General features: G+C 40.3%; 11 protein-coding genes. 7 read left to right on the plus strand and 4 right to left on the minus strand.

What is annotated here, in order from left to right:
• Positions 1 to 105 precede the first annotated feature (105 nt).
• The 4 genes from LEP1GSC185_RS07535 to LEP1GSC185_RS07550 all read left to right on the plus strand — a co-directional run bounded on the left by LEP1GSC185_RS07535 (position 106) and on the right by LEP1GSC185_RS07550 (position 4481).
• Positions 106 to 1380, plus strand: coding sequence for an SMP-30/gluconolactonase/LRE family protein (locus LEP1GSC185_RS07535; RefSeq protein ID WP_008595346.1), 1275 nt, complete (start codon positions 106 to 108; stop codon positions 1378 to 1380).
• Positions 1381 to 1524: 144 nt separating this feature from the next.
• Positions 1525 to 2271 (plus strand): helix-turn-helix transcriptional regulator, encoded by a 747-nt coding sequence (locus LEP1GSC185_RS07540; RefSeq protein ID WP_008594194.1) that lies wholly within the window; start codon positions 1525 to 1527, stop codon positions 2269 to 2271.
• Positions 2272 to 2358: 87 nt separating this feature from the next.
• A complete protein-coding gene (locus tag LEP1GSC185_RS07545; protein WP_008594507.1) occupies positions 2359 to 3246 on the plus strand; it encodes a M24 family metallopeptidase in 888 nt (295 codons plus the stop codon).
• Positions 3243 to 4481 carry an SMP-30/gluconolactonase/LRE family protein gene (locus tag LEP1GSC185_RS07550; RefSeq protein ID WP_008595626.1) on the plus strand — a complete coding sequence of 413 codons (1239 nt, stop codon included), beginning with the start codon at positions 3243 to 3245 and terminating at the stop codon, positions 4479 to 4481. The genes LEP1GSC185_RS07545 and LEP1GSC185_RS07550 overlap by 4 nt, the downstream gene beginning before the upstream one ends.
• A 94-nt stretch (positions 4482 to 4575) precedes the next feature.
• Here LEP1GSC185_RS07550 and LEP1GSC185_RS07555 read toward each other — a convergent pair whose 3' ends face one another.
• Complete coding sequence (locus tag LEP1GSC185_RS07555) at positions 4576 to 6633, minus strand: PP2C family protein-serine/threonine phosphatase (RefSeq protein ID WP_008594792.1); 2058 nt, start codon at positions 6631 to 6633, stop codon at positions 4576 to 4578.
• A gap of 136 nt (positions 6634 to 6769) precedes the next feature.
• On the opposite strand from LEP1GSC185_RS07555, the gene LEP1GSC185_RS07560 reads away from it, so the two are divergent.
• From LEP1GSC185_RS07560 to LEP1GSC185_RS07570, 3 genes are read left to right on the plus strand one after another with little or no spacing between them, the layout of a single operon-like run.
• A complete protein-coding gene (locus LEP1GSC185_RS07560) occupies positions 6770 to 8629 on the plus strand; it encodes a PAS domain S-box protein (RefSeq protein WP_008593925.1) in 1860 nt (619 codons plus the stop codon).
• Complete coding sequence (locus LEP1GSC185_RS07565; RefSeq protein ID WP_008595102.1) at positions 8626 to 9831, plus strand: EAL domain-containing response regulator; 1206 nt, start codon at positions 8626 to 8628, stop codon at positions 9829 to 9831. Before LEP1GSC185_RS07560 ends, LEP1GSC185_RS07565 begins: the two co-directional genes overlap by 4 nt.
• 19 nt (positions 9832 to 9850) lie before the next feature.
• Positions 9851 to 12148, plus strand: coding sequence for a PAS domain S-box protein (locus LEP1GSC185_RS07570; RefSeq protein ID WP_008595813.1), 2298 nt, complete (start codon positions 9851 to 9853; stop codon positions 12146 to 12148).
• Here the strand turns inward: LEP1GSC185_RS07570 and LEP1GSC185_RS07575 are convergent.
• Genes LEP1GSC185_RS07575 through LEP1GSC185_RS07585 form a run of 3 tightly spaced genes read right to left on the minus strand, consistent with a single transcriptional unit; the run spans position 12126 to position 15107 of the window.
• Positions 12126 to 12845, minus strand: coding sequence for a glycosyltransferase family 2 protein (locus tag LEP1GSC185_RS07575; RefSeq protein WP_008593824.1), 720 nt, complete (start codon positions 12843 to 12845; stop codon positions 12126 to 12128). The genes LEP1GSC185_RS07570 and LEP1GSC185_RS07575 overlap by 23 nt on opposite strands.
• A gap of 5 nt (positions 12846 to 12850) precedes the next feature.
• Entirely contained in the window at positions 12851 to 14212 is a 1362-nt protein-coding gene (locus tag LEP1GSC185_RS07580; protein WP_008593772.1) for a multiheme c-type cytochrome, read from the minus strand.
• 10 nt (positions 14213 to 14222) lie between these two features.
• Positions 14223 to 15107: a sulfurtransferase gene (locus LEP1GSC185_RS07585; protein WP_010513455.1), complete on the minus strand. Its 885-nt coding sequence runs from the start codon at positions 15105 to 15107 to the stop codon at positions 14223 to 14225.
• Between the last annotated feature and the right edge of the window lie 44 nt (positions 15108 to 15151).

Consider the following 15151-nt stretch of genomic DNA (forward strand, 5'->3'; position numbering starts at 1 on the left):
AATTAAAATCTTCCGGAAGTGCGAAATAATCCAAATAGGTTATTACCGTCTCGATATGCCGGAATCGTTCAAGCGGATCCGTAACCTTCATGATAAGATCCACAAATGAATCGAAAACGATCTCTTTATTTACTCATTCTAATTATTTTAGTGGCTTTATTGGGTAGTCAGCTCTCTTATCCAGAAGAATATTTCAAAAACCAAATCCAAGAAAGCGTAAATTTTAATTACAACCTGCGAGTAGAGCTGGCCAAAGATCCTATGGATTTATCTCAAAGAGGGATACAAATGATCATCCCGAATGTACCGGCTCAGGATGAAATTCTGTTACAAGAAGAACTGGGAAGAGCGTTCGTTTCTTCCATGGACGGTTTTATTTGGATCTTGGATTTAAAACAAAACAAGGCAGAACCTTTTGTAAAAACTCCTTTAATGCCTGCAGGCATTGTGGCTCACCCAAAAAATCCTGATCTACTTTATTTTTGTATGTCTAGAGGGAGAAAGGAAGATCCTATTCATCCGAGCGGGCCCGGGATCTACGAATTAAAAATTTCGGACAAATCTATTCGTCAGATAAGTGTCCGTGTTCCGAAAACACCTTCGGATCAAAATATGAATACGATTAGTACATTAGGAAAACTTTATCCAACTCACAGACAGTCTGCCATTCATATTTCGGAGATGGACGATTCCAATAGCCGACATATAGAGAAGGCGGATGATCTTGCGATCAGTTCGGACGGAGAAAGGATCTATTTTACGGAACCATATGATCATCCCGGTGCAATTTTAGGAGTAAGCGATCAATCTAGAAACGAAGCCTTGAGTTTAGGAAAGAACGGGAATGTCTGGAAGATAGATCTAAAAAATAATACTACTTCTTTGGTTGCTCATAATTATTCTTATGTAGACGGTATCTTACTGGAATATTTGCCCGGACAAAAAGAAGAAGTTTCCATTTTGTTAAACGAAGTTTCTCGGTTCAGATTGATACGTATGCACCTATCCGGGAAAAATTCCGGAAAGGACGAAGTAGTGATCGATGGACTGCCTGGCTTTCCGGACGGAATGGATCGAGATCCTCAAGGAAGGGTTTGGGTGGCCTTGGTGATCGAAAGGTCCAAACTCGTTACTTGGTTACACAATCATCCGTTTTGGAAACGTTTAGTATTATATATTCCGCAAAAATTCCAACCTGTGTCAAAGAGAACTGGACTCCTTGTTCTTTCTAAAGATGGAAAAACTCCTTTGTATTACGGAATTCATGATGGATCAAAATTTTCCACTTTGATCGTAGTGATCCCTGGAAAAGAGAAAGTCTATTTGTCTATTTATGAGAAAGACTATAAAGGTATCAACGTTTTGCCTTATCCTATCTAAAACTCCTTTCAACTTTTCTTCTTGATCTCCATCTTTTTGTATGGAGAATCGTTCAGCTTGTCTCTTTGAGACAGGAAGGACGAGTTACAATCATAGATGGATTTTACAAGCAGAGGAATTCTATATCTATGGAATGGTCGTGTGATGTTTGCCACAAATTCCATGCAGACAGATTTTCACTCCCATTATGCTGCGACCTTAGCGATTTCCTTACAGGATAATATCCGTATCGAGACTGAAAAAGGAAAACAAGAATATCGTGTGGCATTGGTCGGGCCTAATACCTATCATAAGACTGTTTCTCCCGGAGTGGAGATGATCGCATTATTGATCGACCCGGAAACCTATGAATATTCATCCATCTCGGAGTTTGTAAAAGTAGGAGAAGTTAGAAAATTGGAAATTTCCACATTCCTACCTCTGATTGATAAACTATGGGATCTATATTACGGAAAGCTAAATGATAAGGAAGCCTGGGAATTACACCTCGATCTACTTAGGTCCGTATATCCGTTCCAAAAATTGGAAAAGGTAATGGATGATAGGATCATCCAGATAGCAAATATGATCCGTAACGAAATGCCGGACAGTATTCGGATGAAAGAGATAGGTAAGAATTTTTCCGTCTCGGAGGACAGGTTAATCCGCCTATTCAAGGAAAATTTAGGGATCCCGATGCGTAGATACTTATTATGGGTTCGGATCTTAGAGGCGGCAAAACTTTTGAAAGAAGGAAAAAGCCTTACGGAAGCCGCACATTATGCAGGTTTCTCCGACTCCGCTCATTTCACTCGGACCTTTAAGGAAAATTTCGGATTTGTGCCTTCTCTATTTTTCGGACATCTAAAAGCGATCGAAGTTCGATTTTGTGAATCTGGAGATCTGATCTAATTAAAATTCATATCCATACCGGAATCGTTCAAGCAGGACTCTCCGTTTTCTGTTACTCTTCTTTCATCCGAACTTAGAGAAACTAATATGCCAATAGAAAGAAGAAGAGGACTTTTGTCCAAACTCTCCTCCAAAATTTCCAGATACACTTCCAAATCGATCCATGCTCCTACCCAAGAAGAGAAGGAAGGCTTTTTAAAAGCACAAAGATTGGCCTACCAATGTGTTACCGAGACTGAAAAGGAAATGCAAGAAGGCTGGACCGAGCTCCAAGCAGTTAAACGAATGGAAACATTCTTAAAAGATCATGGAGTTAAAGTATTCCTGCATCGTCCGTTTGCTTGGTTCGGAGAACATGCGAGATTTGACGGCTACAAAAGATTCACTCAGTTCCATCCAAGTAAGAGAAGATTGCAGGCATCCGAATCTTTCATATTAGATGTTTCTCCTGTAGTGGACGGATATATAGGAGACATAGGATATTCTTCTTCTCTATTAAAAAATCCGGAGTTGGATAATGGGATGAGATATCTATTAAAACTAAGATCGGAACTCCCAAAATTGTTTTCTTCTTCTATGAGTTCGTCCGAGATCTGGCATAAGATAGATCAGGATTCCAAACGGAATGGATTTGATAATGTTCATTCTTTATATCCATTCGCAGTCCTCGGACATAGAGTATATAAAGTCCATCTGCCTAATATTTCATTTCCAATATTGCCGGTTAGCTTTGCGAGTTGGTTTAGCCTGCAAGGATCTTTCGAGTTTCTGAGCCATAAGGTGCTTCCCGAACTTTTGACACCCGACCATGAAGGAGAGAAGATCGGCCTTTGGGCAATCGAGCCACATTTGGGAAGAAGAAAGACCGGTTTTAAGTTCGAAGAGATCTTAGTGGTGGAAAAAGATAAAGCCTATTGGTTGGACGAAGAAGTCCCACACGTAAAAAAATACGGAAAATTATCGGAAGCGGTATGAATAAAAATTATAAAATCATAATATTATTTACTCTTTATTTTGTCGGAGCTTGTAATCCTTCCGGAATTAAAATAGGAGAAGCCTACAGATTTGGGGATGTGCCTTCTGCCATTTTGGAAGTGCAAGACAAACAGGACCCTTTTCTAAATGGGCTTAAAGTGGAGATGACGGATTTACCTGGTCATGACGATCTGATTTTCGATCCTGCGAAAGGATTCGGATACGCGTCTGGAATGGACGGTTGGATCTGGAGACTAAATTTTAAAATAGGAAAGGCGGAACAATGGGTGAAACCACCCGTTAATCCGGCAGGAATGCAATACAGCGACGAAAAAAAGGACAAAATATTGTTTTGCGCTTCCAGGCTCGGAGGGGAAATCTACGAAGAGAAAAATAAAGTAGGCCTTTACGAAGTTGATATAGAAACTAAAAAGATAGTTCCTATCATTTTAGATCTTCCTAAATTAGAAAAAGAAGAATTCGAAAAAGTATATTCTTTTTCCGATATGCCCACCTTATCCCTGCAAGATCTGGACTCTTCCAATTCGAGACCTTTCTCTTTATGCAATGATCTGGCGGTATCCGAGGACAAAGATCGTATCTATATCACTGAACCTTTTGAAAGAGGGGACGCAGCAATGGGGAGCGGTGCAGTCCCGGAAGCGATAGGTCTTTATCCACATGGAAAACTTTGGATGTTGGATCGAAAAAAGAATACGATCTCACTTGTGTTGAACGGATTTACTTTCGTGGATGGGATCCTTCTCGAAAAAGGCGCGGACGGAAAAGAAGAGTCGGTCGTATTTACGGAAACCACTAAGTTTAGGCTACTCCGAGCTTTTATATCCGGAAAGAATCGAGGGAGTTCCGAAATACTATTCGAAAATCTTCCAGGCCTTGCCGACGGATTGGAAAGAGATCAAAGCGGAAGGATCTGGACGGGAATTATCAAAAAAAGATCCGGTCTTGTTAATATTATACATCGGAATCCTTGGCTTAAGAAAGTGATCCTATCATTGCCTCAGAAAATTCTACCTATTTCTCATAATACCGGAATACTTTTGATCGATCAGAGCGGCAAAAAGCCTCTCTATTATTCTATGCATGATGGTTCTAAGGTTAGAGATATTTCAGTTTCTGTGCCTTTCGAGGACAGAGTATATTTTCCTTCTTTCGATAAAACTTCCAGAGGATTGTATTCTTTGCCTGTGTCCTCTTTCAAAATGAAAGAGTAACGCTGGATGATCCCTCGAGACTTTCGGGCCGGACTACTCCGGCTTTGTCCATCCGGAAACAATGGACTTCGTATCCGTATCACATTCTAAAAAATTAATGAACTTCCACTGCAAGAAGTGTGACGTCGTCTTGGAGCCCTCTCGGACCCACAAAAATTTGCAGTTCAGAGATCAGATCTTCCGCAACTTCCTGGATGCTTGTATTTCTACTCAAAATAGATAGGACTCGACTCTCTCCGAATTCTTCTTTTTCCTGATCGAATTCTTCGAAAATCCCGTCTGAAAAAAAGAAGATCCTATTCCCAGGAAGAAGAGGAACGGTAACGTTCTTATAAGTGGCTTCTTTTTTAAGACCTATGATAGGTCCTCTGGAATACAGATAATCCGCTCCTTCTTGTTTTTGTTTCAAGACCTGGGGAGGATGTCCTGCGGAAGAATAATACAGAACGTTATTATTCAAGTCTATATCAGCCAAAACCGCTGAGAAGATTATGTTGATACTTCTGTATTTTTGGCAACAAGCTTCATTTAATAATTCTAATATATGAGAAGGTTTGTCCTTTACGAATTTAATACTTTCGAATTCCGCCTTAATGGTCATTGTAAGAAGAGCAGCTTGCACCCCATGGCCTGTGGCATCCACTAGGAATAAACGGAAATAGCCGGGTTCCAATTCGAAAATGTCGTAGTAATCTCCTCCTATCTCGGACATAGGAAGATAATAAGGATGAATGGATACGTTCTTTCCGTTTAGATTTAGAGTGGGTAAGGTCTTCTGTTGTAACTTTTTCGCAAGAGAGAGGTCTCCTTTCAAAAGTTTTAAAGACTCGTTCAAATTTTCCGTTCTTTCGATTACGATCTGTTCCAGATTCACATTTAGTTTTTTGAGTTCTTCTCCAAGATCTTCCGCAAGAACGAAACCTTTCGAAAATCTAGAAGCAAGTAGTACGCATTGCGATAGAACAAGCGCCAAAACACCGTACGGGACCATGTAGAAAGAATCTATAAACTTATTCAAATATAGAACGTCATTTGCAACGGTGATCAGATTTACTACGAGACTAAAGAAGCAAATTCGCGCTCCTTCCACCTTTTTTACGGACATGAATGCTAATCTGAAAAATAAATAGGTCAAAATTCCCAACATCAGCATTTCTAATGAATTAATAAAAAAAGACATGGTATACAATTTTGTGGGGAAAAGAGCGGCAGAGAGAACTAAAAGAATACTTAAGTAAAATATAATATTAAATACTTTGTCCTTTTTAAATTGTTCTTTGAATATGGATTGGACATATAGGATTGTTCCAGGTAAAAGTAAAAATAGGAATAGTATCTCTCCTCTTACGGAAAATTCATAGTTCTGGAAAATCGGTAAGACATTGTAAAAGATCCTTTCTCCGTAAAACGCAACCCTAAGGGCTATGCACATGCAGAGCACCGCAAAGAATAATGCGGAAGGATCTCTTCTTCTCATTAAATAAAACGTAAAATGATATAATGACATCACGAACAATGTCCCGAATGTAATTGAATCCAGCATCGTGGCTCTTAATGAAATCCGCTGGATATCGGATGTGTTTCCTAATCGGATCGGATTCCAGATCCCGGAACCGTTCGAATATTTAAAATTCGAAACATGGATCAAGATTTCGAGCTCTGGTTTGTCGGAGATAAAACTAAAAACTCCCGGTTTATAGCCGGGGGAATATTCGGATTCTAATTTAGCTACATTTCCTCCTCTGGAGATCTCTTTTCCGTTAACGAACAACGTGTAAGAAGAGCTGATAGAGGAGATCTTAAGGCTAAGTTGTGTATTTGCTTCCGGCAATAATACTTTTGCCTTATAAGTCGCGAAGCCATGGCTCGGATATTTATGGGAGACGTTACGTCCTTTGTCCCATTTTGCGGGAACTTTTATATAAGAGATCGAGGAAGGCCGCGCTTTGGTTTTGTGATCGATAAGAAGCTCATTCCAATAAAATTCCCAGTCTCCATCTAGACTAATATTGCCGTCCGTTTGGAAATTCCATTGCCTTAAATCCAAGATCCCTTGTATGACTTTAGGGTTTTCCTTTCCTGGCTGGCAGCCCCAAAAAAAGAAGAATAGTATAGATCCAAAGAGCCAATGTGGTATTCTATTCTTGCCCAAAATCCGGATTTTCCTGTTGAGAAATTTCAATAGGCTTATGCTCGGTATAGATTTCTGATAGCTAAAAATAATCGGATCGGATTTTTTTTAGGAACAGAAACGCGGGTTAAACTCTTCGTTTTTCGTCGAATGCCTGATGCGATCCAGTATTTTAATTATAGAAGACAGGGAAGAAGAATACAAATGGATCCGAACTCTATTAGGAGGTATCGAATCCTTTACTCCTAACTGTGTCCGAGCCTTAGACTTTCGAGAGGCATTGGATAAGCTTAAGACCGAATTTTTTGGCGTTATATTATTCCAATTCAATTCCCAAAAAAATTTAGAAGTTCTGGAGAAGTCCAAGATACTTCCCCCTCTTATCGCCATTGCAGAAGATCGGGAAAGTAAGGAAGTCCTTAAAAAGTCTAAGATCCACTTTGCGGATCTGTTGCTGAAAGAGAATGTAAGCGCGGATCTTCTGGATCGATCTTTACGCCTAATACTACAAGCAAGAATAACGGAAGAAAATCTAAATCTTCTTAAGATAGGGATTGAAAAGTCCAAAGATATTTTTCTGATCACGGAAGCTTCTCCTATAGACGAACCCGGGCCGAAGATCGTATACGTGAATGGAGCTTTTGAAAGACTTACAGGGTATAAAAGAGAGGAGGTATTAGGAAAAACTCCTAGAATTCTACAAGGCCCTAAAACGGATCGAGTTGTCCTGGATCGTATCCGAAAAGCGATCTCTGAGGCAAAACCTTGTTTCGAAGAGATTATCAATTACGACAAAGACGGAAAAGAATATTGGATCGAGATGGATATCTTTCCCATCGTCAACGAGCAAGGAATCGTTACACATTTGATGGGGATAGAAAGAGATATTACGGAAAGGCGAAATTCCGAAGAAAGGATAAGGCATTCCCAAAAGATGGAGGCAGTGGGTCAGCTTGCAGGTGGAATGGCGCATGACTTTAATAATTTATTAAATGTAATATTAGCCAATCTGGATCTTCTCGAAATGAAGTTGAAAGATTCCGAAGATCTGATGAAAAGGGTTCGGTCCGCCCAAGACGCCATACAAAGAGGAGTAGAGGTCAACAAAAGACTTTTGGCTTTTTCCAGGAAACAGGCCTTAAATCCCGAATCGTGCGACGTAAACCGCGTATTGAGGGAATTTACTCCCATTCTAGATCGGATCAGGACTGATAAAATAGAAATAGAATACGAGATCTCCGACGAAAAAACGGTTTGCGACATAGAAAAGACCGGACTTGAGAACGCGGTGCTCAATCTTGCATTGAATGCAAGAGATGCTATGCCGGAAGGAGGTAAAATATTTATTTCTACCGGGTTTGTGAGTAACGGAGACACAAAAGGGCCTAAAATTTCCGGTTTGGAGGCAAAGGATTATTTTTTGGTTACCGTTACCGACACAGGGACTGGCATGGACGATGCTACCAAGGCACGCATTTTTGATCCTTTTTTTTCGACCAAGGGAGGAGGAAAAGGAACCGGTTTGGGATTGACCATGGTTTACGGTTTTGTAAAACAATCGAACGGTTTTTTAAAGGTTATCACCGCGCCGGAATACGGTTCCAGTTTTCTAATATTTCTGCCGGTACATGAGCAGGAAAAGAGCGAGCAACTTATCCCGGCCAAAAAGAAAATTTTGGTCATGGAAGAAAATCGGGAAACCGCTGAATTGGCCTCTGTATATTTGAGAGAACTTGGTTACGAACCTCATATGAGCTCGGATATGAAACGATTGGCAAAATTTTTCTCAGGCGACCCGGAGATCTCATTCGTATTGTTGGACCTCCAACTAGCGAATTCTAAGGGGATAGATCTGAAAAAAGAACTGGAAAGATTCGGCTCAGGAAAAATAATCGCTACCTCTTCGAGTCGGGGAGAAAGTTTAGAACTTCCTAATACTATTCCTCTGGTCCGAAAACCATATACAAAAACCTCATTGAAAGAAGCTGTTCGCAACATCGGAGAAATTCTTCCATGACGGATGTAAGAAATTCTAAAAAACTTCTGATCCTCGACGACGAAGAAGAGATCGCAAAAATCTTGGGAGAGATCGCAGCAGACTGCGGCTTCTCCGTTTCTTTATCTCATACAGCTCCCGATTTCTTGGACAAACTAGATCCGAGTTTCGATTGTGTTATCTTGGATCTTATGATCCCGGGTATGGATGGAGTAGACGTGATCCGCTTCTTGTCCGAAAAAGATGTTCATCCCGATGTGATCTTGATCTCAGGTGCAGACAGGAGAACTCTTCATAGTGCGGAAACATTAGCCGGAGAATACGGACTGCATATCGCAGCCGTCATGGAAAAACCCATCCGAGTTTCCGATATTAGAAATATATTATCTGCGATTGCCGAAAAAGAATCGGATATCTCTTCCCGAACTAAAACGGGTGGAAAGGGAAATTTGGGTCCTACATTCGAGAAGGAAGAAGTTTTAGAAGCGGTTCGTTCCGATCAGTTCATATTATTTTATCAGCCCAAGTTCGATCTCAAAACAGGAAGAGTGGATGGTTTCGAGGCACTAGTGAGATGGAACCATCCCAAATTAGGACTAGTATTCCCTGATTCCTTTTTGCCTTTGATGGAAAAGGAAACTTCTATCCTAAATCTAATGACGGAGAAGATTATAGATCTCGCATTAGATGAGACAAGGATCTGGCACGCAAACGGACGAAAGCTTCGTGTGGCAGTTAACGTGTCTCCCGTTACTTTGACTGAATTGGACTTTCCGGAAAGGATACTCGCTAAAATTACGAACAAAGGTATACCTCAAAGTCAATTCCAAATGGAGATCACCGAAACCGGATTTTTGGAGAACATCCGTTTTACTCAAGATATTTTGACCAGGCTTCGGATACGGGGGATCGGTCTTTCGATTGATGATTTTGGCACCGGTTATTCTTCCCTGAAACAATTACATAGATTTCCATTCACCGAACTGAAGATAGATAAATCCTTCGTTATGGATTCCCCAAGGGATAGGGAATCATTGTTTATTTGCCAGGCTTCGATCGATTTAGGGCATAAGTTAGGAATGAACGTCGTAGCAGAAGGAATCGAGACTGCCGAAGTGGAAAGATTGATGAAGGAAGCCGGTTGTGATGTAGGCCAGGGCTATTATTATTCTAGACCGATTCATCCGGAAAAAATCCCAGAAATTCTTTCCAAATTCGGTTAACAATAATACCCTTGGTAGAATGTCTTCGGGAAAGAGTAATAAACTATCGGAGCAAGGGGTTCCGGGACAAACTCCCGAAATAAACAAAGAAACAAACTTAGCATTAGATCATATTCCTGACGCGTTTATATTAGCTGACCTGGATTGGAACCTAACGTATGTAAATGAAAAAGCGGAAGAAGTTTTACGTAGACCGAAAGAATCCTTGATCGGTAAAAATATTCTTACGGATTTTCCGAGAACATTCGGAACGGATTTCGAAACACAATACAGAAAAGCAAAGGAAACGGGAAATCCGTGTATATTCGAGACGTTTTACGAACCGTTTAATTCTTGGATAGAAGCCAGGATCTATCCAAGGTCTGACGGATTCTTAGTTTATTACCTGGATATCACCCAAAGGAAAAAGAAAGAAATCTCCTGGGCAATCGGAGAAAGTTTACTCTGGGACATTTCCACCTCCGACACTTTAAGTTCCGCATTCGAAAAAGTTCTTAAAACATTAATTAAAAATACTGCATGGACTTACGGACAGATCTGGAGGTCCAAAGATAATGCGGTTTATATAAATGAGGAGGATCCGTACGTTTACGACTCCGATCTTCAACTTCTATTCAGAAAGGAATCCATAAACAGATTTTTCAGCACCAAAGAAGGAATACTAAAGAAAGTAAGCGAATCTGGAGAATTGTATTTTATTCCGGACCTGACGGTCGATACGGAACTTAAAAGAAGAGATGCAGCATTGGCGGCAGGTTTTCGCTCATGGTTGGGCATTCCCATACTCTCTCACGGAAGATTTTATGAGATAGAACTTCTTTCCGAAAGAGTTCTAAATCCGGAAGAAGCATACTTGGATCTGTTAGGCGTTGTTTCTAAAAGATTCGCAGAGATCGTTAGTAGAAGGGTAGCCGACGAGGAACGAAAGACCCTAATAGACCTTTCTTCCGAGATTATACTTAGTTTAGACTCAAATTACGTGATCCGAAAAACGAATTCCGCTTTCCAAAGGATCTTAGGTTACGAAAGAAAAAATATCAAAAACAAAAATTTGTTGGAGTTCCTACATCCGGACGATGTCGAGTTTACAAAACTAAAAATTTCCTCGGGTTCTAAAGAAGGATTCGAAAATCGTTATATAACGAAGGATAGGAAAGTCCGTTATATGAGATGGAATACCGTCCGACTTCCCGATTCTGAGACGATCTTTTGTATCGGAAGAGATATCACGGAAGAAAAAGAATGGAATGATTCTCTTAGACAACTCCAAAAAATGGAGGCGGTAGGCCAGCTCGCAGGAGGAATGGCCCATGACTTTAATAATCTACTAAATATCATTCTAGCTAATTTGGACCTTTTAGAATTAAATTTAAGAGAAACTCCAGAATTATTGAAGAGAGTATTCTCCGCCCAAGACGCTGTCAGGAGAGGCGCCGAACTCAATAGAAGATTATTGGCATTCGCACGTAAACAGGCATTAAATCCGGAGCAAGCGGACGTAAGTCATGTGATCTCGGATTTTGCGGACATACTCACTCGGATCAGAAATGATATTGTCAGCATAGAATTTTGTCTCGAAGAATTTCCGATGGTTTGTTCATTCGAGAAGAATGGCTTAGAAAACGCACTCTTAAATCTTTGTTTAAACTCGAGAGATGCGATGCCTCAAGGCGGGAGAATATTAGTAAGCACCGGATTTTCTCCGGCCGGGAAAGAACATAGATCCATGATCCCAGGATTTGTAGATATGGAAGACGCATGCGTCATTTCGGTTCGAGACGAAGGTTCGGGAATGGATGCAGGAGTATTAGAAAGACTATTCGAGCCGTTCTTTACGACAAAACAATCCGGAAAAGGGACCGGCCTTGGAATGCCTATGGTTTACGGATTTGTAAAGCAGTCTAACGGAATGGTTCATGTATACAGTGAAGTCGGTAAGGGAACCTGCGTGGAAATATTCCTTCCATTGAGCAGAAATCCTGAGATCGTCCATGAGGATAGAAACGAAAAGATCTTAGTATTAGAAAGGAATTTAAAAGATCAGACGTATTTAGTCGCTTTGTTAAAAAGATTAGGTTTTGAAATCTTACCCGTAAACGATCTGAAGGAAATAAAGACCATTTCAGAAAATTTTCCTGAAATGTATGCGATTATAGCAGAAGAAGAGATTTTATCCGAAAACTCCGAGTGGGAAAAGTTTAAGAATATGGATCGAATGATCGTAGTTTCAGAATGGAATTCTAAGACGGACTTTGGTCCTCGTCTGAAAGTTTTGAAAAGGCCTTATACTTTGACTAAGTTGAAAAAGTTAACTTAAAGAAAATATAAAGTATTTTAACTCCTGCCTTCAGACTTCCGACCAAGTTTCCGCTGATTTTGGACTTTCCACCGTTTCTTTTTCGATAATGAACCGGAACCTCTTTGATCTTAAATCCGTTCCGGACCGCTTTAATCTGCATTTCCAAGTTCCAACCCCAAGTAAGGTCTTGTAGGTTTAATTGTAATAAGGATTGCCATCTTAATATACGAAATGGACCTAGATCGGTGAATACTACTCCGTAAAAAGTTCGGATTAAAAAGCAAGATAGCCGGTTACCGAATTTTTGCAGGAAAGATAATGAGCCAGGTTCTGCATTTCCTAAAGTCCTGGAACCTATCACAAAATTCGTATTCGGATCTTGAGAGAATGCAAAGAATAAATCGTTTAAGTTTCCGAGGTCGTCCGAACCATCCGCATCCATGAATACGATAAATTCCGGAGAAATTTTTCTTTCCTGAAGATAACGGATGCCTGCTAAACACGCGGCGCCGTATCCTCTTGTCGGTTCTTGTATTAAGATCACTCCAGCATCGATTGCGATCTGCGGAGTGGAGTCTTTGGAACCGTTGTCTAAGATCAAAATTTGTCCAGGTAGGATACCGATGTCGAAAAGAGAATCCAAAACTTTAGGCAAGGATTCTTCTTCGTTCAAGGCAGGGATCAAAAATTTGGAATTTGCCCAGGGAGCTGACAAAGGGTTTATTCTCCTCTTCTGTTTTTAGAAATCCTGAAAAGTTCCTCTGGAGTATAGAACCTAGTTTTTCCGGAGAGTAAATCTACGTCTTCTTTATGGACTAAAGTGGAGAAAGGATAATATTTTTCTATTTCAGAGATCTTTTTGCGAAGATCCGGGTGAACATTCGCACTATTCTTTCTCATATGTTCCGCATTGGATTCTTTCAATCGAGTATGATAAATTTCGAATACGATCTTGGAATGCACTTTTTCGATCCCAATAAACCGGTCCTTCCAAATTTTGGTTTCTCCGGGAAGAATCCGAGTATCAGCAACTAGTTTTGCCTTAGGATACCATTCCCATTCTTGTCCAAATTTGATTTCCTTCGTTGCAAGATATTTTCCTTTAGGATCCAATAACGAAATTTTCAGAAGAAGGAACCTTTCCGGATCTCCCGTAGGAATATTGTGAGCCGCTTTTTCATTCGTAAAAGAAACAGAATATTCCAAATCGTTTCCTTTATTCTTTAATTGGAGCGGTTCGATTTTTAGCCCTGTTGTATATCCGCCAGAGATCTGTTTATCGTAGAGTTCGAACTTTTTCGGAATCCCGCCTCCGATAAAGGAATGTTTATGAGAAGTTCGTATGGGAGTATTCAATTCCGGTCTGACCAACTTGCGCGGCAATTCTCCCATATGGCAGGAACCGCAGGCGACGTTTCCATGTGAATTTCCTTTTTGCTCCAGTTCAATTCCTGTTTTGAAAGCGCATACCAATTGGTCGTCCAGGACGTAATTCGCATTGTGACAGTCCAGACATCTATTCCTAAGTTGGTCCGGAATGATTTTCACAGGATGAGGAGGTTTCGTGTTTCCGTTTGCACCTAATACGTAGGAGTTCCCATCCTTATCCAAACGAACATGACAAACAGCACAGGTAACTCCTTCCGCTTTCATCTTGGGATCAAAGTTAGGATTCGGTTCTTCTATTGGAGTTCTATAATCTCCGCTATTTAGATAGTTTACCAGGGTTTCTCTCTGGTTTGCAACCGGAGTATGACAGTTTAAACAAAGCCAACGAGGAGAGGAAGATTTGGAAAGTTCAGATTGGAACTGAAGATCCGAAAGTGCGTTTGCATGAGTGGAAGTTTTCCACTCCGCATAAATTTCCACATGGCATTTACCGCAATTTTCAGCGCGAACTTCTCCCACTCCTAAAAGAGGAGGCAGATGCGGTAAAGGTCTGGACCAGGGAGCCTGCGAAAAAACTTCGTCCACAGGGATCGGTCTATCTTTCGGTTTCTTAAAAATATAATAGGATAAAGTAACGGTTAAAAATAAGGAGAGGACCGCGAATATTAGACTTATTCTTTTATTTAATAACATTATAAAAATATTATCTAGTTACTAAGGGATGATTTTGATCCGATTTAGAGGACCATTCCCACATGGATCCCGCATAATTTTTTGCATTATAACCCAAGGAAACCAAAACGGATGTCATCCAACCGGATCTGACTCCACCTGTACAATAAGAGATTACCGTCTTATCTTTGGAAATCCCTAATTCATAGAGTTTAGAAACAATTTTAGACTCGCTTAATAGATATCCTTCCTTGTCCAAAAATTGTTTGTAATAGATCCATTTCGCTCCAGGAAGATGTCCTCCTCTGGATTCTCCATAAGGGGTTTGTCCTAAAAATTCTCTTTCTTCTCTAGTATCTATAAAAGCGAATTTTTTATCGGAAAGTCCCGATTGGATCAGTTTGGAATCTGCAGACCAATTTTTATTTTCCAAAGCAGAGGCATTTACTTTAGCCAGGATTTCAGGATGATTTGGAATAGGAGAGTTAGAAGCCTTCTGCAGAGCGTTTATCCCTCCATCTACGATAAAAGATTTAGAAAAACCTAATGTACGTAGTGACCATACGATCCTACCTTCTTCTCCCCATCCTCCAATAGGATCTCCGAATACTAATATGATCTTATCTAAATCCAATCCTTTTTTGCGTATTAGCTCTTTCGCTTGGGGAACCTGGACTAAATTTCCTTGGTTGGGAAATTCTTTTTGAGAGATCTCCTGCCAACCTAATTGAACAGATTTGGAGAATGTGGATAGTTTGATCCCCTCTCTTGCGTCTACGAGCACTGCGCCTTGTTGGTGTAAGTATAACGCTTCTGGCGCACTGATAAACCATCCCTTGATCCCGGAAAGTTTTTCGGAGGCAAAAAGAGAGGAAGAAATTAGAAAAACGAATGCAAAAGAAATTTGGAGTTTCATTTGCATTAACTTGGAAAGAAGGGTAGAATGCGTCAATAAATAAT

The organism is Leptospira licerasiae serovar Varillal str. VAR 010, assembly GCF_000244755.1.
Classification (GTDB): domain Bacteria; phylum Spirochaetota; class Leptospiria; order Leptospirales; family Leptospiraceae; genus Leptospira_B; species Leptospira_B licerasiae.